General features: G+C 62.8%; 18 protein-coding genes. 7 read left to right on the top strand and 11 right to left on the bottom strand.

What is annotated here, in order from left to right:
- Nucleotides 1-59: 59 nt before the first annotated feature.
- The 3 genes from VZC39_RS15655 to VZC39_RS15645 are packed head-to-tail and all read right to left on the bottom strand — an operon-like array spanning nucleotide 60 to nucleotide 4,364.
- Nucleotides 60-866, bottom strand: coding sequence for a phosphoadenylyl-sulfate reductase (locus VZC39_RS15655; protein WP_434663730.1), 807 nt, complete (start codon nucleotides 864-866; stop codon nucleotides 60-62).
- Nucleotides 856-2,568, bottom strand: a complete 1,713-nt coding sequence (cysI, locus tag VZC39_RS15650; protein WP_434663728.1) for an assimilatory sulfite reductase (NADPH) hemoprotein subunit — start codon at nucleotides 2,566-2,568, stop codon at nucleotides 856-858. The genes VZC39_RS15655 and cysI overlap by 11 nt, the downstream gene beginning before the upstream one ends.
- A complete protein-coding gene (locus VZC39_RS15645; RefSeq protein WP_349922532.1) occupies nucleotides 2,568-4,364 on the bottom strand; it encodes an assimilatory sulfite reductase (NADPH) flavoprotein subunit in 1,797 nt (598 codons plus the stop codon). The genes cysI and VZC39_RS15645 overlap by 1 nt, the downstream gene beginning before the upstream one ends.
- A 185-nt stretch (nucleotides 4,365-4,549) precedes the next feature.
- On the opposite strand from VZC39_RS15645, the gene VZC39_RS15640 reads away from it, so the two are divergent.
- Complete coding sequence (locus VZC39_RS15640) at nucleotides 4,550-5,350, top strand: PhzF family phenazine biosynthesis protein (protein ID WP_434663726.1); 801 nt, start codon at nucleotides 4,550-4,552, stop codon at nucleotides 5,348-5,350.
- Between the two features lie 139 nt (nucleotides 5,351-5,489).
- On the opposite strand, the gene lysS is transcribed toward VZC39_RS15640, so the two are convergent.
- Nucleotides 5,490-7,025, bottom strand: coding sequence for a lysine--tRNA ligase (gene lysS, locus VZC39_RS15635; protein WP_434476157.1), 1,536 nt, complete (start codon nucleotides 7,023-7,025; stop codon nucleotides 5,490-5,492).
- A 20-nt stretch (nucleotides 7,026-7,045) separates the two neighbouring features.
- Nucleotides 7,046-8,144 (bottom strand): peptide chain release factor 2 gene (gene prfB / locus VZC39_RS15630; RefSeq protein WP_349919248.1). Its coding sequence is split into 2 segments (ribosomal slippage): nucleotides 7,046-8,068 and nucleotides 8,070-8,144, totalling 1,098 coding nucleotides; the frame shifts between segments, so codons are not numbered across the junction.
- A gap of 257 nt (nucleotides 8,145-8,401) precedes the next feature.
- On the opposite strand from prfB, the gene VZC39_RS15625 reads away from it, so the two are divergent.
- Nucleotides 8,402-10,273 (top strand): methyl-accepting chemotaxis protein, encoded by a 1,872-nt coding sequence (locus tag VZC39_RS15625; protein ID WP_434663723.1) that lies wholly within the window; start codon nucleotides 8,402-8,404, stop codon nucleotides 10,271-10,273.
- Between the two features lie 244 nt (nucleotides 10,274-10,517).
- Here the strand turns inward: VZC39_RS15625 and gltS are convergent, their stop codons facing one another.
- Nucleotides 10,518-11,717, bottom strand: coding sequence for a sodium/glutamate symporter (gltS, locus tag VZC39_RS15620; protein ID WP_434663720.1), 1,200 nt, complete (start codon nucleotides 11,715-11,717; stop codon nucleotides 10,518-10,520).
- 427 nt (nucleotides 11,718-12,144) lie between these two features.
- Between gltS and ansA the strand changes: the two genes are divergently transcribed.
- Nucleotides 12,145-13,152: an asparaginase gene (gene ansA, locus VZC39_RS15615; RefSeq protein WP_434663718.1), complete on the top strand. Its 1,008-nt coding sequence runs from the start codon at nucleotides 12,145-12,147 to the stop codon at nucleotides 13,150-13,152.
- 269 nt (nucleotides 13,153-13,421) lie between these two features.
- Here ansA and VZC39_RS15610 read toward each other — a convergent pair whose 3' ends face one another.
- Nucleotides 13,422-13,700, bottom strand: coding sequence for a YeaC family protein (locus VZC39_RS15610; RefSeq protein ID WP_349919243.1), 279 nt, complete (start codon nucleotides 13,698-13,700; stop codon nucleotides 13,422-13,424).
- An 82-nt stretch (nucleotides 13,701-13,782) separates the two neighbouring features.
- Nucleotides 13,783-15,216: a glyceraldehyde-3-phosphate dehydrogenase gene (locus VZC39_RS15605; protein WP_434663715.1), complete on the bottom strand. Its 1,434-nt coding sequence runs from the start codon at nucleotides 15,214-15,216 to the stop codon at nucleotides 13,783-13,785.
- 210 nt (nucleotides 15,217-15,426) lie between these two features.
- Between VZC39_RS15605 and VZC39_RS15600 the strand changes: the two genes are divergently transcribed.
- Nucleotides 15,427-16,227 (top strand): DUF2989 domain-containing protein, encoded by an 801-nt coding sequence (locus VZC39_RS15600; protein ID WP_434663713.1) that lies wholly within the window; start codon nucleotides 15,427-15,429, stop codon nucleotides 16,225-16,227.
- Nucleotides 16,227-16,784, top strand: a complete 558-nt coding sequence (locus VZC39_RS15595; RefSeq protein WP_349922526.1) for an NUDIX domain-containing protein — start codon at nucleotides 16,227-16,229, stop codon at nucleotides 16,782-16,784. The genes VZC39_RS15600 and VZC39_RS15595 overlap by 1 nt, the downstream gene beginning before the upstream one ends.
- 84 nt (nucleotides 16,785-16,868) lie before the next feature.
- Here VZC39_RS15595 and sppA read toward each other — a convergent pair whose 3' ends face one another.
- On the bottom strand, nucleotides 16,869-18,725 hold the full coding sequence (sppA, locus tag VZC39_RS15590) for a signal peptide peptidase SppA (RefSeq protein ID WP_434663710.1): 1,857 nt from the start codon (nucleotides 18,723-18,725) through the stop codon (nucleotides 16,869-16,871).
- Nucleotides 18,726-18,935: 210 nt separating this feature from the next.
- Between sppA and VZC39_RS15585 the strand changes: the two genes are divergently transcribed.
- Nucleotides 18,936-20,975, top strand: coding sequence for an NADPH-dependent 2,4-dienoyl-CoA reductase (locus tag VZC39_RS15585; protein ID WP_349919236.1), 2,040 nt, complete (start codon nucleotides 18,936-18,938; stop codon nucleotides 20,973-20,975).
- A gap of 185 nt (nucleotides 20,976-21,160) precedes the next feature.
- The gene (locus VZC39_RS15580; protein WP_349919235.1) at nucleotides 21,161-21,709 is read left to right on the top strand and encodes an NAD(P)H nitroreductase; all 549 of its coding nucleotides are present in this window, start codon (nucleotides 21,161-21,163) and stop codon (nucleotides 21,707-21,709) included.
- A gap of 380 nt (nucleotides 21,710-22,089) precedes the next feature.
- Here VZC39_RS15580 and VZC39_RS15575 read toward each other — a convergent pair whose 3' ends face one another.
- The gene (locus tag VZC39_RS15575; protein ID WP_349919234.1) at nucleotides 22,090-22,653 is read right to left on the bottom strand and encodes a sugar O-acetyltransferase; all 564 of its coding nucleotides are present in this window, start codon (nucleotides 22,651-22,653) and stop codon (nucleotides 22,090-22,092) included.
- Nucleotides 22,654-22,879: 226 nt separating this feature from the next.
- Nucleotides 22,880-23,758: a 50S ribosomal protein L11 methyltransferase gene (gene prmA, locus VZC39_RS15570; RefSeq protein WP_349919233.1), complete on the bottom strand. Its 879-nt coding sequence runs from the start codon at nucleotides 23,756-23,758 to the stop codon at nucleotides 22,880-22,882.
- Between the last annotated feature and the right edge of the window lie 78 nt (nucleotides 23,759-23,836).

Below are 23,836 nucleotides of genomic sequence, written 5' to 3'. Positions count from 1 at the left end.
ATGACAAGCAAAACGCCCGGCGATGCCGGGCGTTTTTTTATGGACGCAGATTGGTGGGATCAGATCCCGGAGCCGTCGTTCTCGCCGTTTTCCTCGTGCAGGCCGCACTCGCGCTTGAGGCCGAAGAAGCGGGTCTGCTCCTCGCTCATGCCCGGCTCCCACTTGGTGGTGGTGTGCACATCGCCGACGGAGAGGTAGCCCTGATCCCAGAGGGGGTGATAGGGCAGGTCGAACTCCTTGAAGTAGTAGAAGACGTCCTTGTTGCTCCAGTCGATGACCGGCAGGAACTTGAAGCGGCCGCGCTGGATACCGAGCACCGGCAGCTTGCCACGGCTGCCGGACTGCTCCCGGCGAAGGCCGGAGAACCAGGTCTGGGCGCCGAGCTCCTGCAGGGCGCGGTCCATGGGTTCGACCTTGTTGAGCTGGTTGTAGCGGGTGATCCCCTCCACCCCCTGCTCCCACAAGAGGCCGAAGCGTGCCTCCTGCCAGGCCGGTGAGAGGGCGGCCCGGTAGATCTTGAGGTTGAGGGCGAGGCGCTCGGTCAGCTCGTCGATGAAGCGGTAGGTCTCCGGGAAGAGATAACCTGTGTCGGTGAGCACCACAGGCACATCGCCTCGCGCCTGGCTCACCAGGTGCAGCATCAGTGCCGCCTGAATGCCGAAGCTCGATGACAGCACGTGTTCCCCAGGCAGGTTGGCTAGGGCCCAGCGCACCCGCTCGGGGGCGCTCATGGCGTCCAGCGCCCGGTTCAGGGGGGCCAGCGCCTCGGCCTGCTCTTCTCGGCCGAGGGCCAGCAGGGCTTGCAGATCGAGCCGCCCGTCGGCGGTGCGCGTCGGCAGCACGTTATCGGTGATATCAGGCTGCATAGAAGTCCCTCGCGGAATCGATGACGGGGGCGATGACTCCCACCCGGATCACGAAGTCGCCGAAGCACTCGTTCTGGTTGCGCTCGGCGGCCCAGCGGCCGATCAGGCTGTCGAGCTCCGCCAGGATCTGCGGCTCGGTGATGTTCTCAAGGTGCAGGCGCGGGATCCGCGTCCCTTCCAGGTTGCCGCCCAGGTGCAGGTTGTAGCGACCCGGCGCCTTGCCCACCAGACCCACCTCCGCCAGCATGGCGCGGCCACAGCCGTTGGGGCAGCCGGTGACCCGGAAGATGATGGCGTCATCCGCCAGTCCATGCTTGGTCAGCAGCCCTTCGATGTCGGTGACGAAGGCCGGCAGCATGCGCTCGGCCTCGGCCATGGCCAGCGGGCAGGTGGGCAGGGCCACGCAGGCCATGGACTGCTTGCGCTGCTCGCTCACGCCGTCATCCAGCAGGCCGTACTGGCGGGCCAGCTTCTCGATGCGGGCCTTCTCCTTGGCAGGCACGCCGGCGATGATGAGGTTCTGGTTGGCGGTCAGGCGGAAGTCCCCCTGATGGACCTTGGCGATCTCCAGCATGCCGGTCTTGAGCGGCTTGCCCGGGAAGTCCAGCAGGCGGCCATTCTCGATGAACAGGGTCAGGTGGTGCTTGCCGTCGATCCCTTCCACCCAGCCGAAGCGGTCGCCACGGCTGGTGAACTCATAGGGACGGCTCGGGGCGAAGGCGATGCCGGCGCGGCTCTCCACCTCGGCCTTGAAGGCCTCGACCCCGACGCGTTCGAGGGTGTACTTGGTCTTGGCGTTCTTGCGGTTGACCCGGTTGCCCCAGTCACGCTGGGTGCTGACCACGGCGGCCGCCACCTCCAGCACGTGAGAGAGGGGGATGAAGCCAAAGTCGCTCGCCTTGCGCGGGTAGGTGCTGGTGTCGCCGTGGGTCATGGCGAGTCCGCCGCCGACCAGCACGTTGAAGCCCACCAGCTTGCCGCCGTCGGCGATGGCAACGAAGTTCAGATCGTTGGCGTGCACGTCGATGTCGTTGTGGGGCGGGATCACCACGGTCGTCTTGAATTTGCGCGGCAGGTAGTTGGAGCCGAGGATCGGCTCCTCATCGCCGTCCAGCTTCTCGCCGTCCAGCCAGATCTCCACGTAGGCGCGGGTCTTGGGCAGCAGGTGTTCGGAGATCTGCTTGGCCCACTCGTAGGCCTCCTGATGCAGCTCGGACTCCACCGGGTTGCTGGTGCAGAGCACGTTGCGGTTCACATCCCCGGCGGTGGCGATGGAGTCGATGCCGGTGCCGTTGAGGGTCTGGTGCATCAGTTTGATGTCGCGCTTCAATACCCCGTGGAACTGGAAGGTCTGGCGAGTGGTGAGGCGGATGCTGCCGTAGAGGCTGTGCTCTTCGGCAAACTTGTCGATCACCTGCCACTGGGCCGGAGTGATGATGCCGCCAGGCAAGCGGGCCCGCAGCATGACGTTGTGCAGGGGTTCGAGCTTCTGGGCGGCGCGCTCCGGGCGGATGTCGCGGTCATCCTGTTGATACATGCCGTGGAAACGGATCAGCTGGAAGTTGTCGCCGTTGAAGCCGCCGGTGAGGGGATCCTGCAGATCCTGCTCTATGGTGCCGCGCAGGAAGTTGCTCTCGCGCTTGAGGCGTTCGTTGTCGGAAAGCGGTCCTTCTACCGGTCCCGGAATAGCTTGTTTGCTCATCAATAGACATCCCTTTGATAACGTTTGGCACGACGCAATTCGCTCAAATACTCTTCTGCTTCCTCACGACTCTTGTGGCCGTGTTCGGCAATCACATCCAGCAGCGCTTGCTGCACATCCTTGGCCATGTGGTTGGCGTCGCCACACACATAGAAGTGGGCGCCGGCCTCGAGCCACTGGTAAAGCTCAAGGCCCGCTTCGCGGAGTCTGTCCTGCACATAGATCTTGTGAGCCTGATCCCGGCTGAATGCCAGGGAAATCTTCGACAGCAGGCCGGATTTCACATAGCGCTGCCACTCCACCTGATAGAGGAAGTCCTGGGTGAAGTGCGGGTTGCCGAAGAAGAGCCAGTTCTTGCCCTCTGCACCCTGGGCTTCCCGCTCCTGCATGAAGGCGCGGAAGGGGGCGATGCCGGTGCCCGGGCCCACCATGATGACGGGGGTGTCCGGGTTGTGCGGCAGGCGGAAGTTGTCGTTGTGCTCCACGAACACCCGTACCTCGGCCTCTTCCGCCAATCTGTCTGCCAGATAGGAGGAGGCGCCGCCGGAGCGCACAGTGCCATCTTCTTGCGGGTAGCGCACCACGCCGACGGTCAGATGCACCTCCTCTTCCACCTCGCTCTGGGCGGAGGCGATGGAGTAGAGGCGGGGGGTGAGGGGGCGCAACAGGCCGGTGAGCTGATCGGCGCCGAGCTTGGCCGGGAAGCGTTTCAGCACATCCACCACCTGAGCGGAGGCGACCAGGGCGTTGACCTGGGCCTTGTCGCCGGCCAGATCTTTGAGCGCCGCGTTGTCGGTCAGCTCGGCAAGACCCGTGATAAAGCCGCCGTGCAGCCGGGTCAGCTCGAAGTGGCGAGTCAACGCCTCTCGCAGGCTGCCATGGGGGCTGGGTTCGTCGCCGGAGAGGCCGGTCAGGGCCAGCACTTCGGCGACCAGGGCGGCATCGTTGTCGAACCAGATGCCGAGGGCATCCCCGGGCTGATAGGTGAGGCCGGACTCTTCCAAGTTGATCTCGATATGGCGGATATCCTTGGTGGAATCGCGGCCGGTGACCTTCTGGTTGACCGAGAGCCGGGCCGGGAAGGGGTTCTCCTTGTGGTACTGGCTGTGGCCGACGGCCGACTGCACGGCCCCCGCCACTGTGGTGGCTCCGGCAGATCCGCCAGCAGAGAGCGTGGCGGCGACGGCATTGACCGCCTGCTCGCCCCAGGCCTTGGCGGCCTCCTGGTAATCCACGTCAAGGCTGGCGAGTTCATGAATGCGCTCGGCCCCCGCTTTTGACAGGAAGCCGTCGAAGTCCTTGCCGGTCTGGCAGAAGAACTCGTAGGAGCTGTCACCCAGACCCAGCACCGCGAACTTGAGCCCCTCCAGTTTGCCAATCTTGCCCTTCTTGAGCTGCTCGAACAGATCGACCGCCGCTTCCGGCGGTTCACCCTCCCCGTAAGTGCTCACTACCACCAGCAGGTGGCTCTCTTTCTTGAGCTGCTTGGGTTTGTAGTCCGCCATGGAGATGAGAGTCACCGGCAGGCCCAGCGCCTGCGCCTGTTTCTGGATGGCCGCCGCCGCGCCCTTGGCGTTGCCGGTCTGGGAACCATAGAGAATGGTCAGGCTGCCACCCGGGGCTGCGCCGGCGGCAACGGTGGCCACCGGTTGCTGGCCGGATTGGGAGAGGCCGTAGAGATAGCCGCTCACCCAGGCCAGTTGCTGGGTGTTGAGGGTGGTGAGAACCTGGTTCAGCTGTCGCTGTTGCTCGTCAGAGAGGGGGCTGATGTTGGGTATGGGGGCTGTCAATTGCATCACACACGTCTTCCATGGTCTGATTTTTGGTCAGGGTAAGGGCTGTGGTGAATAACAACAAAGAATAAAAATATCTTCTTTATGCGATTTGTGAATTTATAAAGTCGGGATCCGGCGCTGGGGCCCCTTGACCCGTGGTATAAAGGCCCTCGACCATGCCTTCTTGCTGCCTCACGGGGATATTCATGACCAGATTGTTTCACGTCAACGCCTTCAGTGCTCGCCCCTTCGGCGGCAACCCGGCCGTGGTGGTGCTGGGGGACGCGCACCCCGATGCCGAGCTGCAAACCATGGCCGCCGAGTTCAATCTCTCGGAGACCGCCTTCCTCACCCCGTTAGGAAACGCTCACTACCGGCTGCGCTGGTTTACTCCCAAAGTGGAGGTGGATCTCTGCGGTCACGGTACCCTGGCGGCGGCCCACGTGCTCTGGGAGGCCGGGTTGGCACAGCCTGACGAGGCGCTGCGTTTCGAGACCAGCAGCGGTGTCCTGACCGCGGCGCGGGAAGGGAACTGGATCTGGCTCGACTTCCCGCGCATCCCGCTCTCGCCTCTTGCGCTTGATCCCGCCTATGCCGCCGCCCTCGGCTGCCAGCCGCTGCAGACCCTGGCCGCCGGGGCCAAGTTCCTGCTGGAGCTGGGCTGCGAGGAGGAGGTGCGGGCGCTCAAACCGGACTTCCACGCCCTGCGCGCCTTGCCGGGGCGCGGCCTGATGGTCACGGCGCCTTCCAGCAGTGGGGAGGATGACTTCGTCTCCCGCTACTTCGCCCCCTGGGTCGGGGTAGACGAGGATCCGGTCACCGGCTCCAACCACTGTGCCCTGGTGCCGTTCTGGGCCGAGCGGCTCGGCAAGACGGAGCTCAAGGCCCGCCAGATCTCGGCGCGGGGCGGCGAGCTTCGCCTCTCCCTGCAGGGGGACAGGGTGCGGATGGCGGGTCAGGGACTGACTCTGTGGCTAGGGGAGTGGTTGCTGCCTTCGCACGCATAGGCGCTCGCTTGCACCAGCCTTTTTTCGAGACGTATTTGCCAATACAAAACACCATAAAAAAACGCCCCGCAGTAGCGGGGCGTTTTGATATCGCTGCAAGGCAGTCAAGGCTGCAGTTGCATGTGCCTTTTGGCAGCGTTTACTTCTGCGGACGCAGGGCCGGGAACAGGATGACGTCGCGAATGGTGTGGCTGTTGGTGAACAGCATGACCAGACGGTCGATACCGATGCCCTGACCGGCAGTGGGCGGCAGACCGTGTTCCAGCGCGGTGACGAAGTCAGCGTCGTAGAACATGGCTTCGTCGTCACCAGCGGCTTTCTGATCCACCTGATCCTGGAAGCGCTTGGCCTGATCTTCCGCATCGTTCAGCTCGGAGAAGCCGTTGGCCAGCTCGCGGCCGCCGATGAAGAATTCGAAGCGGTCGGTCACGTCCGGGTTCACGTCGTTGCGGCGGGCCAGCGGGGAGACGGCAGCCGGGTACTCGGTGATGAAGGTCGGTTGCAGCAGCATGTGCTCCACGGTCTCTTCGAAGATGGCGGTGATCACGTGACCCAGCTCCCAGCCCTTCATCAGCTCGATGTGCAGGCGCTTGGCGACGGCCTTGGCGCTCTCCAGGGTGGCCAGATCATCCAGGGTCACATCCGGGTTGAACTTCAGGATGGACTCGACCATGGTGAGGCGCTGGAACGGCTGACCGAAATCGATGGTCAGGCCCTCTTCGCCCTCTTTGGCGTAACGGATCTTGGTGTCACCCAGGATGTCCTGGGCCAGGGTGCGCAGCAGCTCCTCGGTGAGATCCATCAGATCGATGTAATCGGCATAGGCCATATAGAACTCGATCATGGTGAACTCGGGGTTGTGACGCACCGAGATGCCTTCGTTACGGAAGTTGCGGTTGATCTCGTACACGCGCTCGAAACCACCGACCACCAGACGCTTCAGATAGAGCTCGGGGGCGATACGCAGGTACATGTCGATGTCCAGCGCATTGTGGTGAGTGACGAACGGACGCGCTGAGGCACCACCCGGGATGACCTGCATCATGGGGGTTTCCACTTCCATGAAGCGCTTCTCGTTGAAGAACTTGCGGATGCCGGCGACCACCTGGGTGCGGATCATGAAGGTCTTGCGGGACTCTTCGTTGGCGATGAGATCCAGGTAGCGCTGACGGCAGCGGGCTTCCTGATCGGTCAGACCCTTGTGCTTCTCGGGCAGCGGACGCAGTGCCTTGGTCAGCAGACGGATGTCGGAAACATGAACGGAGAGCTCACCGGTGTTGGTGCGGAACAGGGTTCCTTCCACGCCGACGATGTCACCCAGATCCCATTTCTTGAACTGCTCGTTGTAGAAGCCTTCCGGCAGGTCGTCACGGGTGACGTAGACCTGGATCTTGCCAGCCATGTCCTGCAGGGTCGCGAAGGATGCCTTGCCCATGATCCGGCGGGTCATGATGCGACCGGCAATCTTCACCCGTTTACCCAGGGCCGCCAGCTCGTCGGCGCTCTTGTCGCCAAACTCGGCATGCAGATCGCCGGACAGGCTGTCACGACGGAAGTCGTTGGGGAAGGGATTGCCCTGGGCGCGCAGGGCGGCCAGCTTGGAACGACGCTCAAGCATCTCGTTGTTGAGGTCGAGAGTCTGGTCGATTTCCGGAGTGGTGGTTTGTTCAGACATGGTGATTCCTGCTGCTTTATTTACAGGCCTGATTTCAGGCTGGCTTCAATAAACTTGTCCAAGTCGCCGTCAAGCACCGATTGGGTGTTGCGGGTCTCGACGCCGGTACGCAGATCCTTGATACGGGAATCATCCAGTACATAGGAGCGGATCTGGCTACCCCAGCCGATATCTGACTTGGTCTCTTCGAGCGCTTGCTTCTCGGCATTCTGCTTCTGAATTTCCAGCTCATAGAGCTTGGCCTTCAGCTGCTTCATACACTGATCTTTGTTCTTGTGCTGGGAACGGTCGTTCTGGCACTGCACCACGACGCCGGTCGGGACGTGGGTGATACGCACCGCGGACTCGGTCCGGTTGACGTGCTGACCACCGGCACCGGAGGCGCGGTAAACGTCGATGCGAAGATCCGCCGGGTTGATGTCGATCTCGATGTCATCATCGATCTCGGGATAGACGAACACGGAGCAGAACGAGGTGTGGCGGCGGCCACCGGAGTCGAAGGGCGACTTGCGAACCAGACGATGCACGCCAGTCTCGGTGCGCAGCCAGCCGAATGCGTATTCGCCGGTGAATTTGACGGTGGCGGACTTGATGCCGGCCACGTCCCCTTCGGAACATTCGATGAGCTCGGGCTTGTAGCCGTGGGCATCGCCCCAGCGCAGGTACATGCGCAGCACCATGTTGGCCCAGTCCTGGGCCTCGGTACCGCCGGAACCGGACTGGATGTCGATGTAGCAGTCGGAACCGTCGTGCTGACCGGAGAACATGCGGCGGAATTCCAGCTCGACCAGCTTGGCTTCCAGCTCGTCGGCCTCGACGATGGCTTCGTTGAAGGTCTCTTCGTCCTCCCCCTCGACCGCCAGGCTCACCAGCATCTCAACGTCATCGACGCCCTGGGTCAGGGTATCGATGGTGCCGACCACGTTTTCCAGCGCCACGCGCTCTTTGCCGAGCGCCTGTGCGCGCTCCGGCTCGTTCCAGACGTCCGGCTGTTCCAGCTCGGCGTTGACCTCTTCTAGACGCTCTTTCTTGGCGTCATAGTCAAAGGTACCCCCTAAGCAGCTCGGTCCTCTCAGACAGCTCCTTAAGCTTGTTTAATACAGGATTGACTTCAAACATCGTGAAAACTCTCGAGGTCGATGTGATTTAAAAACGGGACATTCTAGCCAATTGTGGAAGGAATAGACAGGGTTGGCTGCCCCGGCGCGCCATCCCGTCGCGATTTCTGATGCTATCGGCAAGGTTTCAGGGGAAAATATCGCCGGCGACGGCATTTGTCGCTTCAGTTTTGAGCCCACTGGCCGCTATTGATCGGCATGCAAGAGGGCCATGCCCACGCCGAGCAATCCTGTTCCCGACCAACAAGAAGAAGCACGATGAAGAACCTCTCACTCAAACAGAAGATACTGTTGTCTGTGGTCATCGCCCTGTCGCTGGTGATCCTGCTGCTCTCCTGGCAGAGCTATACCAGTCAGAAGTCCCTGCTGCTGCAAGGCAGTCAGGAGCAGGTGCAGCGCCTCGGCAGCCAGCAGGCGGAACGGATCAGCGACTGGCTCGCCGCCCGCCGTGACGTCATTCAGGCGCTCGGCAACAAGGCCGGCCCCGAGCCCCTCAACGCCCTGCAACAGGCCCAGGTCTCCGGCCGTTTCCAGCTCACCTATTTCGGTGAGGGCAGCGGCAAGATGCACGACTCCGATCCTTCCATCAATCGTGATGGCTATGATCCCCGCTCCCGCGGCTGGTATCAGGAAGCCATGGGCAAGGGGGGCATGGTGGTGACCAAGCCGTACCTGGACGTGGCCTACAACGTCATGGTGGTGACCCTGGCCCAGCCGGCTCAAGGTGGCGTGGTCGGCGGTGACCTCTCCATCGCATCCCTGGTGGAGGATGTCACCAAGATGGCCCTGCCGGCAGACGGCTTCGCCATCCTGATGCACAAGGACGGCACCGTCATCGCCTATAAAGACGCCGCCAAGGCGATGAAGCCGGCGAGCGAGATAGACAACGACCTGACCAATGCCCTGATCGAGCAGAGCAAGAGCAGCAACCAGCTGGAGCCTGCCTACTTCGATACCGAGGGCCGTGACAAGCTGCTGTGGGCGGTGGACATTCCGAACACCGACTGGGAGCTGGTGCTGGTGCTGGACAAGGCCACTCTGGAGGCGCCGCTCTCCTCCCTGCTGCTGACCCAGCTCGGCCTGGCCCTGCTGGTGCTGGTGGGCAGCATCCTCGCTATCTCCTGGCTGGTCAGCCTGCTGCTCGGGCCGCTCGGCAAGGTCTCCCAGGCCCTGGCCCGCATTGCCGACGGTAACGGCGATCTGACCCAGCGCATCAAGATCGACGCCAACGACGAGGTGGGGCAGCTGGCGGGCAGCTTCAACCGCTTCGTCGGCAGCCAGCATCAGCTGATCGGCAACATCCGCCAGCTGGCCAACGAGCTGAACGCCGATGCCGAACGCAGTCTGGTGACCAACCAGGCCGCGGTGGAAGAGCTGCAGCGCCAGCAGCAGGAGGTGACCATGGTCGCCACCGCCGTCACCGAGATGGCGAGCGCCACCATGGAGATCGCCGGCAACGCCGAGAACACCGCCGCCGCCGCCCAGCAATCCGCCCAGAGCAGTGAGCAGGGCAAGACGCTGGTGAACCAGACCCGTGCCTCCATCAACAACCTGGCGGAAGAGGTGGGTCAGGCCACCGGTGTCATCGGCGAGCTGAGCCGCCATGCCCAGGCCATCTCCGGCATTCTCTCCACCATCCAGGGCATCGCCGAGCAGACCAACCTGCTGGCGCTGAACGCGGCCATCGAAGCGGCCCGGGCCGGTGAACAGGGTCGCGGCTTCGCCGTGGTGGCGGACGAGGTGCGGGTGCTGTCGCGCCGCACCCAGGACTCCACCCAGGAGATCCAGGCCACCATCGAGACCCTGCAACAGACCACGGCCCGGGCGGTGAGCCTGATGCAGACCAGCCAGGGGCTGGCGGACAACAGCGTGAAGGATGCCGATGCCGCCGCTGCCGCGCTTGAAGAGATCACCCAGGCGGTATCGCTGATTTCCGACATGGCGGGCCAGATCGCCACCGCCGCCGAGGAGCAGACCCAGGTGACCGGGGAGATCACCCAGAACACCACCGCCATCAAGGACGTGAGCGACGAGATCACCGCCGCCGCCATGCGCGACCTGGATCAGGCCCAGGGCCTCAAGGGTCGTGCCACCAACCTGAACCAGCAGGTGGCGACCTTTATCCTCTAAGGACCAAGTGACGGTCATATCGACAGCCACACAACACCAAAGCCCTGCACTCTTGTGCGGGGCTTTTTATTGGCCGGTCGCGGGAGCCCACCGTGTGTGTTTCATCAGGGGAGAGGGTATAAGGCGTTTTGCAGCGCGAGATAAGCCGATTGCACATCCACCGGGTCCCGCCCTTGGCGACAGCCAGAAAGCAAAGAGCCCACCATCAGGTGGGCTCTTCGTCTTGTCGTCTGGCGTCTTCGTCTTACAGGAAGGGCAGGGCGAGGAACAGCTTGATCACCATGGCGTTGATGATGTCGATGAAGAAGGCACCGACCATGGGTACCACCAGGAAGGCCAGGTGGGAGGGGCCAAAACGCTGGGTGATGGCCTGCATGTTGGCGATGGCGGTCGGGGTGGCACCGAGGCCGAAGCCGCAGTGTCCCGCCGCCAGCACGGCCGCGTCATAGTTGCTGCCCATGACCCGGAAGGTGACGAAGATGGCGTAGAGCGCCATCGCCACCGTCTGGGCGGCCAGCAGCAGGAAGATGGGCAGGGCCAGGCTAGCCAGATCCCACAGCTTGAGGCTCATCAGCGCCATGGCGAGGAACAGGGAGAGGCTGACGTTGCCGAGCAGGGAGACCTCCCGATCGCTCACTTCGTGCCAGTTGAACAGGGTCAGCAGGTTGCGCAGCAGCACGCCGACGAACAGCACGCAGACGAACACCGGCAGCTCGAGGGCGCTGCCCTTGAGATAGAGAGAAAACATCTCCCCCCCCTTGAGGCTGATGGCGATGAGGGCCAGGGTCTCGATCACGCTGAAGGGGGTGAGGGGGCGCTCCATGTCCGGCATCTCGAAGCCCTGGGGGGCGTCGTCGCGGTTGTGCTCTTCACCGGGCACCTGCACCTTCTTCACCAGGTAGCGGGCGACCGGGCCGCCGATGAGGCCACCCAGCACCAGGCCGAAGGTGGCACAGGCGATGGCGAGCTCGGCGGCGGACTGTACGCCGTATTTCTCGGTGAAGATGGAACCCCAGGCCGCGCCGGTACCGTGGCCGCCGGAGAGGGTGATGGAGCCGGCCAGCAGCCCCATGTGGGGATCCAGACCGAGCAGGGTGGCGAGGCCGACCCCCAGGGTGTTCTGCACCAGCAGCAGGCCGGTGACCACCAACAGGAAGGTGATCACCGCCTTGCCGCCGCGTTTGAGGCTGCCCAGATCGGCGGAGAGGCCGATGGAGGCGAAGAAGGTCAGCATCAGCGGCGTCTGCAGGGTGGTGTCAAATTGCAGCTCCATCCCCATGCCGGCGCGCAGCAGCAGCAGGACCAGCGCGACCACCAGACCGCCTGCGACCGGTTTGGGAATGTTGAAGGTTCGCAGGAAGCTTACCCGGTTCACCAGCAGGCGACCGAGCAGCAACACCAGGGTGGCAGCGACCAGAGTGGTGTAGGAATCAAATTGTATCATTCGGTTCTCCCATGTTGATTGGCCGTGTCTTTGGCGAGAAAGACGCACAGATTCAGCCGGGATAAAGACAGTGTGGCTCAGGGGCCAGTTCAAGAGGGGGCCAGGGCTCCCATCCCACGTAAAAATGGGGTCTGTGGTCACCTGTTTAGTTCAGGTATCCAGGTGAGATTTAGGAAAAATCCGGCGGATAGTAGCAAAAAGCACCACTTATATCCATGTTCATCAGATTAATGGTGGTTTATGTATGTTTTTTCGACATTTAAAACTATCGCCGAATGTCTCATTTCGACCAGGAATCGTGATGTCGCGGCTGTCATTTGGGCGCCCAGTCTTTATAATTCGCCGGCCTCCCATCCGCAGGACATGGCGGAGTGCGGGAGACTGTGATTCAGGATTTGCCGGTTTTCGGTCAACGAGAGGAGAGGGTGTGAAGAAGTCTATCTACATCGCCTACACAGGCGGCACCATAGGGATGCAGCGTTCCGATCACGGCTATGTGCCGATGGCGGGCTTTATGGAAGACTGTCTGGCACGGATGCCCGAGTTTCATCGACCCGAGATGCCGTCCTACCACATTCACGAATACGATCCCCTCATCGACTCCTCCGACATGACGCCGGCGGACTGGCAGCGCATCGCCGAAGATATCCGCGACAACTACGACAAGTACGATGGCTTCGTGATCCTGCACGGTACCGACACCATGTCGTTCACCGCCTCGGCGCTCTCCTTCATGCTGGAAGACTTGCACAAGCCGGTGATCATCACGGGCTCCCAGATCCCGCTGGCCGAGCTGCGCTCGGATGGCCAGCAGAATCTGCTCAACGCCCTCTATATCGCGGCCAACTACCCGATCCACGAGGTGACGCTGTTTTTCAACAACCAGCTCTATCGCGGCAACCGCAGCAAGAAGGTACACGCGGACGGCTTCCACGCCTTCGACTCGCCGAACTACCCGCCGTTGCTCAATGCCGGTATCGCCATCTCCCTGGAGGCGGGGGAGCTGGGTGTGCCGTCCGAGCGGTCCTTGGTGCTGCATGACATCACCCCCCAGCCCATCGGCGTGGTGACCCTCTACCCCGGTATCTCGGCTGAGGTGATCGCCAATATCCTGCAGCAGCCGGTGCGGGCGCTGATCCTGCTCTCCTTCGGGGTGGGCAATGCGCCGCAGAACCCGGCCATGCTGGCGCTGCTCTCCGAAGCGTCGGCCCGCGGCGTCATCATCGTCAACCTGAGCCAGTGTCTGCACGGCAAGGTCAACATGGGGGGTTATGCCACCGGCAATGCACTCTCCCGCGCCGGGGTCATCTCGGGCTTTGACATGACCGCCGAGGCGGCCCTCACCAAGCTGCACTTCCTGCTGAGCCAGGACTTGCCGGCCCCGCGCATCCGCGAGCTGATGCAGCAGTCTCTGCGTGGTGAGCTGACTCCCTGAGGAGTGCCCTCCCCCTGGCCCTCTCCCAGGGGGAGAGGGGATAGAGCGAGTGGCTGTTGGCAGCCAGGCTCGTCATGGCGAGCGCTGGCAGGGTGTCAATGCACTCAGCGCAGGCAGCCGCTCTGCTCCCTTCTCCCCTTGCGGGAGAAGGGGTGGGGATGAGGGGAATAACCTCACCTTGCGGATAGAGAGGAAAAAAGAGGGGAGCCGCGATGGCTCCCCTCTTTGCGATGGCGTGCGAGCCTGAGCGCGCACCTGCGCTCAACGCATCAGTGATGAGGATTGATACGGACTATCTCTTCCTCATCACGATACTGACGCTTGAGCTCGCTCTTGCTCTTCATCACGATCTCGCCGTCCGCCCCTATGTTCATGTGCTCGGGGTTTGCAAGGTGCATCGCCTGCCAGGCCATCACCGCCTGCAGCGAGGTGGCCTTCTGCTCCTCGGTGAGGGGCTGGCCATCGGGCCATTTGCCGAGCTCGACCGCGGTCTTGAGCCGCTCGTACACTTCCCTGGGCATCTGCCCTATCACCTGTTGAAACGACATCCGGCTTCTCCTTGAAAACGTTGAGCCATGAGGGGATCTGGCGGGCAGATCCTGGCGGACTGTACGGATAAGTCCTGACGGACTACGCCGGTAAGTCCTGACGGACTACGCCGGCCATCTGTTCCATCACCCGCACTACCTGACAACTGTACCCGAACTCGTTGTCATACCATACGTACAGCACGCAGTGATCTTCCTCGGCGATGGTGGCCTGGGAGTCCACTATGCCCGCAAAGCGGGAGCCGACCATGTCGGAGGAGACCAGCTCGGTGCTGGCGCTGAAGTCTATCTGGCGATGCAGGGCCGAGCTCAGGGCCATCTGTTGCAGATAGGCGTTGAGGCTCTCCCGGTCAGTGGTTTGTTCCAGCGACAGGTTGATGATGGCCAGGGACACATTGGGGGTCGGTACCCGGATGGCGTTGCCGGTCAGCTTGCCCTTGAGTTCGGGCAGCGCCTTGGCCACCGCCTTGGCGGCACCGGTGCTGGTCATCACCATGTTGAGGGCGGCGCTGCGACCGCGCCGCTCCCCCTTGTGATAGTTGTCGATCAGGTTCTGATCGTTGGTGTAGGAGTGCACCGTCTCCACGTGGCCGTGGCGAATGCCGTACTTGTCCTGCATCACCTTGAGCACCGGGGTGATGGCGTTGGTGGTGCAGGAGGCGGCGGAGACTATCTTGTCATCCGGGCCGATGACCTCGTGGTTGACCCCGAACACCACGTTCTTCATCTCCCCCTTACCGGGAGCGGTCAGCAGTACCCGGGCGGCACCACGGGCCTTGAGGTGTTCGCTCAGACCCGCTTCGTCACGCCAGACGCCGGTGTTGTCGACGATGAGGGCGTTCTGGATGCCATGAGCGGTGTAGTCGATGTCCGCCGGGCTGTTTGCGTAGATCACCTGGATGAAGGTGCCGTTGGCGATGATGGCGCTGCGCTCCAGATCCACCTCGATGGATCCGTTGAAGGGGCCGTGGACGGAATCGCGGCGTAGCAGGCTGGCGCGCTTTTCCAGATCCCCCTCCCGCCCGCCGCGCACGACGATGGCGCGCAGACGCAGGGAGTTGGCGGCGCCGGTGCGCTCGATGAGCAATCGGGCCAGCAGGCGGCCGATGCGGCCAAAGCCGTAGAGCACCACATCGGTGGGAGCGGGCACGGCGCCCTGGCTCAGAGCCGGTGCCAGCTTGGCACGCAGGTAATCCTCGATGCCGGACTCATCCTCATGATCCTGCCAGTAACCCACCGCCAGCTTGCCGAGATCCACTTCGGCCGCGACGGGATTGAGTGCGACGATGGCGCACAACAGGGGGAAGCTTTGCTGGATGGGGAGCGGGGCGCCCTGATGGCGGCGAACGACCCGATGGGCCTTGAGGATGTCGATGGTGGAGGCGTTTTGCAGGGGGCGTCCAAAGATGGTGATCTCTATCCCCTGTTGGCGGTAGAGGCGACCGATCAAGGGTTGCATGGCTTCGGCGAGCTCCTGGCTCTCCTGCCACGCCTGCAAGTAGTGCTCGTGGGTCATTAACCAGATCCTTTATTTCACGTTGTTGAAGCAAATTGCCGGGGCAAAATGAAATCCGTCGAATGCAGATCAGTGTAGGGCTGATGGTTTCGTTATATTATTCTGCAGTCGCGGCCTTATAAGGCGCGCGCATTGTAATGGATATGTAGCTCGTTTGCTAGTTGGCGGTGTCCGACGCGAGTGCTGATTGTTACCGACTTGATGGGAACCATGACCATTTCTCCACTGCGCCCCTCCCTGCTTGCCCTCTCCTGTGTCCTGACGCTGGCGGCCTGTGACGACGACAAGATCCACAACATCTGCGCCAATCATCCCCAGCTGTGTGCGGATCTGGTGGACGATGGTTGGTGCCGCTATGAGCGCAGCGACGTGATCCGGGCACGTTACTACCTGCAGGGGGAGCAGACCGACAGGCGCAAGTACGCCCTGATGCGAAGCCTCGAAGGGTATCTGCAGTGCGCCGAGCACTCCACCAACCTTGAATACAAGCGGGCCAAAGAGCAGAAGAGCCCACGGGTGGAGGGCATGCTGGCCGCCGGCAGCCAGTTGGAACAGCTGGACAGGCAGACCCTGGCTTCCCGGGATCCCTACCTGCTGCTCTGGCACTGGACTAACAATACCAATCCGGCCGCCCGTGCCAGCTTCCTCACGCTGGAAGGGACGCCTGAGCTGGAGGAGCCCGAGCTGCAACTGGCCCTCGGAGGGGTCTATGCCAGGCGTGAACCGCACAAAGCCATCGCCCTGATGCACCACGCCCTCTCTCTCTACGGTGAGGGGGACGAGATCAACAGCCGCATCCTCACCTCTCTCAGTACCCTCTACATGGGCCAGAAGGAGTTCGGTCTGGCTTATCAGTGGGGCAAGGTGAGCGAGGCGTTCCAGCAGGAAAACGAGGTCTCCGCCAGCCGCCTCGCCCTCTACCACAACATCAGCAAGGGGGAGCAGGAGTCCTGGGACAAGGCGGCAGCCGCCATCGTCCAGCAACTCAGGCTCGGGGAGTATCGGCCATGATGGATCCCCTGATCCCCCCGCCGCCTCACTGGGGCGAGCCCTTCGACATCCGTCTGCTGCATGGCCAGGCCCGAAGTGACGGCCGGGTACTGGAGCGCACCACGGTGCGGGCCGTGGTGCTGCGGGGCGACGAGTTATTGATGGTGCACTCCCGGGTCAATGGCGATCTCATGTTCCCGGGTGGGGGCATAGAGGCGGGGGAGTGCCATCAGAAGGCGCTGGCCCGGGAGCTGAGGGAGGAGTGCGGCGCCGAGCTCGGGACTGTGGGGGCCCTGCTTGGACAGACCCGGGAGTACCGTCCGGCCCGCGAGGCGGAGTATGACGCCTACTGCATTCACTCCTTTTACTACCTCTGCCAGCTGGGGGATGCCTGGAGCGAGCCCCGCCCCCAGCCCTACGAGGTGCGCCTCGGTTTCACCCCCGGCTGGTTCGCCCTGGATGAGGCGCTGCAGACCAACAAGACCCAGCTGGCGGGTCCCTGTCCCCAGTGGACGGTGCGCGAAACCCGGGTGCTGGCTCAGCTGCAACAGTGGTTCGACGCCGGCCTGCTGGATTGAAGGTGATGTCCTTGCCATGAAAAAACCGCCCTCGGGCGGTTTTTTGTTTTGCGGCTGCATGTACGCCGGGCGGGTTTAATGACCCTAGAGCGTGCAGACCGGACAGAAGGCATAGGTGCCCTGGGGGTCGTTGAAGCGAACCAGGGGGTCGAGGCTCTTGTTCACCTCGACCAGCACCTTGCCAACACCGGCGGGCAGCCAGCTCTGCATCTTGCTCTGTGCATAGGGGGTCAACACCTGGGCGCTGCTGTCGAACAGCTCTCGTAGGAACTTGTCCCGAGCGGACTCTTCCTGCTCGATGGGGGTCACCTGCCAGCTCTTGAGATTGGCGAGACTGGCGGCCGCCTTGAGGGCGTCATCCAGGTTGCCAAACTCGTCCACCAGCCCCAGATCCTTGGCATCCTGACCGGTCCAGACCCGACCTTCGGCCGCCTTCTCGGCCTCTTCCGGGCTCAGGCCACGGCCCTTGCTGACCAAGCCGACGAAGCGCTGGTAGGTATCTTCCACCCCGAGCTGGATGGCCTGACCGACGTGCTCCGGCAGGGCCCGGGTCAGGCCGACACCGACGAAATCGGTGGTGCCGACGCCATCGGTATGGACTCCGTACTGGGAGAGCGCCTTGTCGATGGTGGCAAACATGCCGAACACCCCGATGGAGCCGGTGAGGGTGGTGGGGGAGGCGAAGATCTTGTCCGCATCGGCGGAGATCCAGTAACCACCGGAGGCGGCGTAGCTGCCCATGGAGATGACCACCGGCTTGCCGGCCTGTTTCAGGGCCAGCAGCTCGGCGCGGATCTGCTCGGCGGCGAAGGCGCTGCCCCCCGGGCTGTCGACCCGCAAGACCACGGCCTTCACCTTGTCGTCGCGGCGGGCATCGGCCAGCAGATCGGAGAGGCTGTCGCCCCCTATGGTGCCGGCGGGCTGAACGCCGTCCATGATGGCGCCGCTGGCGGTGATGAGGCCCACCTCATCCTTGCCGCTCTGGGGATATTGCTCGGGAATGGCGGCCAGATACTCTTTCAGGCCCACGCCCTTCCAGCCGTGATCCTCGGCTTCCCCCACCTCCTTGATGACCGCCTGGGTCATCTCGTCACGGGTGGCGAGCTGATCCACCAGGCCGTTCTCGAGGGCATAGTTGGCGGCATTGCCGCCGGATGCGCGCAGCAGGCTGAGGAACTGATCCTTGCCCGGGGCGACGGCATCGGGTTCGATCTCCCGCTCGGCAGCCACGTCATTCACGTAGGAGAGCCACAGCTGATCCAGCCAGCGCTGGTTCGCCATCTTGCTCTCGGGGGACATCTCGTCCCGGGTGTAGGGCTCGACGAAGGACTTGTAGGTGCCGACCTTGAACACGTGCGGCGTGACGTTAAGTTTTTCCAGGGCTGACTTGAAGTAGGTCTGATAGACCCCGAGCCCCTCGATCAGCACGGCGCCGCTCTGGTTGAGCAGCACGTGATCGGCGTGGGCGGCCAGCAGGTAGGGGCCCTGATTGTAGTAATCCGCCATGGCGATGACCGGCTTGCCGCTCTCCTTGAATTCGTCGATGGCGTCGGTCACCTCCTGCAGCTTGGAGAAGTTGGCCCCCTGCAGCCCCTGGGGCTTGATCACCAGCGCCTTGATGCGATCGTCATCCTTGGCGCTCCTGATGGCCCACAGCAGATCCGACAGCACTATCTCGCTCGGCTGATCGTCGCTGCTGTCCACTTGGCGCAGCAACTGTACCGTGGGGTCGGTCTGGGTGCGCTGTTCCACCAGCACGCCGGAGAGATTGAGGGTGAGCGCCCCTTCGATGGGGGGAGTGGGCGCCTCTTTCTGGCTAAAGGCGAAGACGATGGCCAGCACGACGATGATGAAGACGAGGTTGACCAGCATCAGCCGGGTGAAATTGAGCAGACGCCAGAGGCTGCGAAACAGCCATCCCAGACCCTTGAAAATAGACATAGTCCCGTTATCGCCCTGTTGATCGGAAGAGAGAGGCCATTATTAACCACTTGTCCCGCCAATTGCCATTTCCGCTTGGGGGGCACTCCTGCCCTGGCCCTTCGCAACACGCCTGTTCGCCGAAAAAATGTCCAAACATTTGTTTGAAAAAGGATATTCGATTCTTTACTCTAGCCTCAATTTGATAACAAAAAATTAACTGGAGGCTTTGTGAGCCGCTATCCGACCCTGCTGACCCCCCTTGACCTCGGGTTTACCCAGCTTCGCAACAGAGTGCTGATGGGCTCCATGCACACCGGCCTCGAGGAGGAGAAGGGGGGCTTTGACAAGTTGGCCGCCTTCTATGCCGAACGGGCACGGGGGGGCGTCGGCCTCATCGTCACCGGTGGCATCGCCCCCAACCTGCGGGGCAGGCTGGTGCCTCACGGCTCCCAGCTCAGCTTCCCCTGGCAGGTGGCCAAGCACAAGAAGGTGACCGCTGCCGTCCATCAGGAGGGGGGCAAGATAGCGCTGCAGATCCTCCATGCGGGCCGCTACGCCTACCACCCTTTCAGCCTGGCGCCGAGCGCCCTCAAGGCCCCCATCTCTCCGTTCAAGCCTCGCCCCATGAGCGAGCGCCAGATCCGGGGCACCATCCGCGACTTCGCCGCCACCGCCGCCCTGGCCAGGGCCGCCGGTTACGACGGGGTGGAAGTGATGGGTTCGGAGGGGTATCTCATCAACCAGTTCATCTGTGAGCGCACCAACCAGCGCACCGATGAGTGGGGCGGCAGTGCCGAGAAGCGCATGCGCTTCCCGCTGGCCATCGTGCGGGCCATTCGCGAGCGAGTGGGCACCGATTTCATCATCATCTTCCGTCTCTCCATGCTGGATCTGGTGGAGAAGGGGTCCTCCCTGGAGGAGGTGATCGCCTTGGGCCAGGCGCTGGAGCAGGCGGGGGTGACCCTCATCAACACCGGCATCGGCTGGCACGAGGCGCGCATCCCCACCATCGCCACCAGTGTGCCGCGGGGTGCCTTCAGCTGGGTCACCGCCGAGCTGAAAAAGCATCTCAAGGTACCCCTCATCACCACCAACCGCATCAACACCCCGGAGGTGGCGGAGCGCATCCTGGCAGCAGGGGAGGCCGACATGGTCTCCATGGCGCGCCCCTTCCTGGCGGATCCCGAGTTCGTCATCAAGGCGGCGGAGGACAGGGCGGACGAGATCAACACTTGCATCGCCTGCAACCAGGCTTGCCTCGACCATGTGTTCAAGCAAAAGCGCGCCTCCTGCCTGGTGAACCCCAGGGCCTGTTTCGAGACCGAACTCACCTTCGGCCGGGTGCCTCAGCCCAAGAAGCTCGCCGTGGTGGGGGCAGGCCCTGCCGGGCTCGCGTTTGCCTGCTACGCTGCCGAGCGCGGTCATCAGGTGAGCCTGTTCGATCAGGCGCAGACCATCGGCGGCCAGTTCAACTTCGCCAAGCAGATCCCGGGCAAGGAGGAGTTCCACGAGACCCTGCGCTACTTCGCCAGGCGGCTGGAGAAGTGCGGCGTCGAGCTCTATCTCGGTCAGCGCCAGAGCGCCGAGAGCCTGCTTGGCGGCGGGTTTGACGAGGTGATCCTCGCCACCGGCATTCGTCCGCGTACGCCCAATATCCCGGGGATCGAACATCCCAAGGTGCTGAGCTATCTCGACGTGCTGCGCGACGGCAAGCCGGTGGGCCAGAAGGTGGCGGTGATCGGTGCCGGTGGCATCGGTTTTGACGTGGCGGAATTCCTGGTGGAAAAACGGGCGGATCAACAGTCGACCGCGGATGCGGATCGTCACCGCGACCACTGGCTCAAGGAGTGGGGCATCGACAAGGGGCTCGGCGAGCGCGGCGGCCTGATGAAACCCGAGATAGACGCCCCCGAGCGCCAGATCTGGCTGCTCCAGCGCAAGGAGAGCAAGGTGGGGGATGGCCTCGGCAAGACCACCGGCTGGATCCACAGAACCGTGCTCAAGAACCGCAAGGTGCAGATGCTGAGTGGGGTGCAGTACCAGCGTATCGACGACGAGGGGCTTCACATCGAGGTGGGCGGGCAGCCGCAGTGCCTGCCGGTGGATCAGGTGATCATCTGCGCCGGGCAGGAGCCTTTGCGGGAGCTGCAGGCGGGCCTGCAGGCGGCGGGCAAGCCGGTGCACATCATCGGCGGGGCCGATGTGGCCGCCGAGCTGGACGCCAAGCGCGCCATCCGTCAGGGGGCAGAGCTTGCTGCTGTCATTTAATCCAAAATGCAATGGATATAGTGATAAACCCCTGCTTGTCAGGGGTTTATGCTATTGGATCCGGGCCAAAGACGGCATGTCGGCTCTCTTTGCGCTGCCAGCCCGCTGTGCTAGGGTAGCGCCATCATGACCTTGTGTTTTTGTGACCCTTTCGCAGAACTTTTCGCAGAACAATGGAGTTGCCCATGGATGCCCTCAACCTGTTACTGAACCGTCACTCCTGCGGTCGTTTGACCGAACCCGCCCCGAGCGGCGAGGTGCTCGACAACATTCTCAAGGCGGGATTGCGGGCTCCGGATCACGGTACCCTGACCCCCTGGCAGTTCATTCTGTTCGAAGGGGAAGGGCGGGAGCGGTTGGGCAGTTTGCTGGCACAGGCGGCCCGTGCCCGTGGTGAGGATGAGGAGAGCATCGAGAAGAGCCGCGCCGCGCCGCTGCGTGCGCCCCTGCTGGTGGCGGTGGCGACCCGTTATCAGGCTCATCCCAAGGTGCCCAGGCTGGAGCAGGAGCTCTCTGCCGGTTGCGCCCTGATGGCGATGCAGATGGCGGCGCAGGCCCAGGGCTTCAACGGCATCTGGCGCTCGGGCTGGTTCATCTTCGACGAACAGATCAACGCAGGGCTCGGGCTGGCGGAGGGGGATCAGCTGGTGGGCTTCCTCTACCTGGGCACTCCCATGCTGGAGGCTCGCAAGCTGCGCGAGCTGCCCATTGACGACTTCGTACGCCACTTCTAACGACCTGTTTTTGATAAAAAGCCCTGATACATCAGGGCTTTTTTATTTGGTGACAGTTTTGTCAGGCTGTACTGATAAATGCGGGTTTGCCAAGAGGGCGAAAGGGGTTGGCCGGAAATTTTTCAAATAGTGAGAGGTTGTTCTCAATCCTGGTCGATTACGCTACGTAAAACGTTTGCGCCCCGTTATTATCCCTCCTGCCAGTTTAGAAGGTAACCCCTTCTAATATTCTGCGATGAGAGTCGCAATTCCGTAGCACCTTTTTACAGCCCAACGTCTTGATGACATTGGGCTTCATTTTTTATTTGGGGCTGCGGCGTCGCGGTGGCCCTGCTTTACATCCCTGACTCTCCGTCATCGCCTCGCTGCTGAACCCGTACTCAAGGGGTGGGTTGTGTTTTCTTCCCGGGTAATATTCTGGCCGGATTGCCCACCACCCGGGCACCGGCCGGCACGTCTTTGGTCACGACCGAACCCGCCCCGACGATGGCTTCCCGCCCAATGGTGACGCCGGGCAGGAGGATGGCGCCGCCCCCTATCCAGACCCTGTCCTCGACCGTGACCGGCAGCGCCGTCTCCACTCCCTTGAGGCGCTCATCGGCCTCCAGGGCATGGGCGGCGGTATAGATCTGCACGTTCGGCCCAATCATGACCCCGGCCCCGATACGCACCGGGGCATTGTCCAGTATCGTGGCTCCCATGTTGATGAAGGAGCCTTTGCCCAGGGTGATATGGCGGCCATAGGTGCAGTAGAACGGCGGGCAGATGAAGGCCCCCTCCGCCAGCTCGCCCACCAGTGCTTTCAGCAGGATCTGCTGTTCGTCCTCCTCATCGGCCCGGTTGAAGCGGCGATAGAGCCGGGCCGTCTCCCGGCGCAGGGCATCGAGCTCCGCCGCCATGCAGTCATAGGGCTGGCTGGCGATCATCTTCTGGTAGTCACTCATGGGTCATCTCTTGTTGTCGTGTCGCGGCGGTTGATGCTGGGCACAAGCCATGCGCCCGTTTGGGGGCATGGCTTGTGCAAAGCGTGCCATCTTACTGCCTTCGTCATCCAGGAAGCGTGAGCCCGGGCTCAGGGCCGGCATTTCAGCTGGAAATGGCTGGGCCGCAAGGCACGTAGAAACCACAAGGGCACCCGAAGGTGCCCTTGTGTGCGCGGCCATGTATGACTTAGCCGTGCTTGCGACCGGAGAGGCGGCACCACTCCTCTTTCACGGCGGTCGGGTCCATGTCGAACCACTGGCCGTAGATGGTCTCCAGCTCAGGCGCCTGGCTCTCGAGCACGCCGGACAGGGCCATCAGGCTGCCGGGCTTGCCGTGGCCTGCGATGAGCGGCGCGAGCTCGCGCAGGGGGCCGGCCAGGATGTTGGCCACCACCACGTCCGCTTCCACCCCTTGCGGCTGATCCGCCGGCAGGTAGAGCTCAATCTGGCCGGCAACGCCATTGCGCTCGGCGTTGTCATGGCTGGCCTGGATGGCCTGGGGATCGATGTCGATGCCGATGACCCGGGCGGCGCCCAGTTTCAGGGCGGCGATGCCGAGGATGCCGGAGCCGCAACCGAAGTCGACCACGGTTTTACCGGCCAGATCCAGTCCGTCCAGCCACTGCAGGCAGAGGGCCGTGGTGGGGTGGGTGCCGGTACCGAACGCCAGGCCGGGATCCAGCATGACGTTGACCGCCTCGGGATGGGGCACGTCGCGCCAGCTCGGGCAGATCCAGAGCCGTTTGCCGAACTGCATGGGGTGGAAGTGATCCATCCATTCCCGCACCCAGTCCTTGTCTTCCAGCTGCTCGACCTTGTAGCCGACATCTTCACCGAAGATCTGCTGGAAGAAGGCGATGGTGGGGGCAGGATCGGTTTCGGCGTCGAACAGCCCCATCACCTCGGTCTCGCCCCAGAGCGGAGTCTCGCCTGGCATGGGTTCGTAGACGGGCACATCCTTGGCATCCATAAAGGTCACCGCCTGGGCTCCACGCCCCAGCAGCATGTTGCTCACCTTGTCCGCCGTCTTGGCGGTGGCGTTGATTCGAATTTGTATCCAGGGCATGGGGTCGACTCTTCATAAATGTGAAACCGCGGGATTCTATCATCATGGGTCTGTGCTGTCGTGGTTTGCCCATGGTGC

This window comes from Aeromonas sp. NJAU223 (genome assembly GCF_051125555.1).
In the GTDB taxonomy this organism is placed as follows: Bacteria; Pseudomonadota; Gammaproteobacteria; order Enterobacterales; family Aeromonadaceae; genus Aeromonas; species Aeromonas veronii_G.
This window is presented reverse-complemented; position numbering and strand designations above follow the sequence as displayed.

Excerpts from the sequence above, each read along its gene's own strand:
- VZC39_RS15655 (WP_434663730.1), bottom strand. The coding sequence starts at position 866 with ATGCAGCCTGATATCACCGATAACGTGCTGCCGACGCGCACCGCCGAC.
- cysI (WP_434663728.1), bottom strand. The coding sequence starts at position 2,568 with ATGAGCAAACAAGCTATTCCGGGACCGGTAGAAGGACCGCTTTCCGAC.
- VZC39_RS15645 (WP_349922532.1), bottom strand. The coding sequence starts at position 4,364 with ATGCAATTGACAGCCCCCATACCCAACATCAGCCCCCTCTCTGACGAG.
- VZC39_RS15640 (WP_434663726.1), top strand. The coding sequence starts at position 4,550 with ATGACCAGATTGTTTCACGTCAACGCCTTCAGTGCTCGCCCCTTCGGC.
- lysS (WP_434476157.1), bottom strand. The coding sequence starts at position 7,025 with ATGTCTGAACAAACCACCACTCCGGAAATCGACCAGACTCTCGACCTC.
- VZC39_RS15625 (WP_434663723.1), top strand. The coding sequence starts at position 8,402 with ATGAAGAACCTCTCACTCAAACAGAAGATACTGTTGTCTGTGGTCATC.
- gltS (WP_434663720.1), bottom strand. The coding sequence starts at position 11,717 with ATGATACAATTTGATTCCTACACCACTCTGGTCGCTGCCACCCTGGTG.
- VZC39_RS15610 (WP_349919243.1), bottom strand. The coding sequence starts at position 13,700 with ATGTCGTTTCAACAGGTGATAGGGCAGATGCCCAGGGAAGTGTACGAG.
- VZC39_RS15605 (WP_434663715.1), bottom strand. The coding sequence starts at position 15,216 with ATGACCCACGAGCACTACTTGCAGGCGTGGCAGGAGAGCCAGGAGCTC.
- VZC39_RS15600 (WP_434663713.1), top strand. The coding sequence starts at position 15,427 with ATGACCATTTCTCCACTGCGCCCCTCCCTGCTTGCCCTCTCCTGTGTC.
- VZC39_RS15595 (WP_349922526.1), top strand. The coding sequence starts at position 16,227 with ATGGATCCCCTGATCCCCCCGCCGCCTCACTGGGGCGAGCCCTTCGAC.
- sppA (WP_434663710.1), bottom strand. The coding sequence starts at position 18,725 with ATGTCTATTTTCAAGGGTCTGGGATGGCTGTTTCGCAGCCTCTGGCGT.
- VZC39_RS15580 (WP_349919235.1), top strand. The coding sequence starts at position 21,161 with ATGGATGCCCTCAACCTGTTACTGAACCGTCACTCCTGCGGTCGTTTG.
- VZC39_RS15575 (WP_349919234.1), bottom strand. The coding sequence starts at position 22,653 with ATGAGTGACTACCAGAAGATGATCGCCAGCCAGCCCTATGACTGCATG.
- prmA (WP_349919233.1), bottom strand. The coding sequence starts at position 23,758 with ATGCCCTGGATACAAATTCGAATCAACGCCACCGCCAAGACGGCGGAC.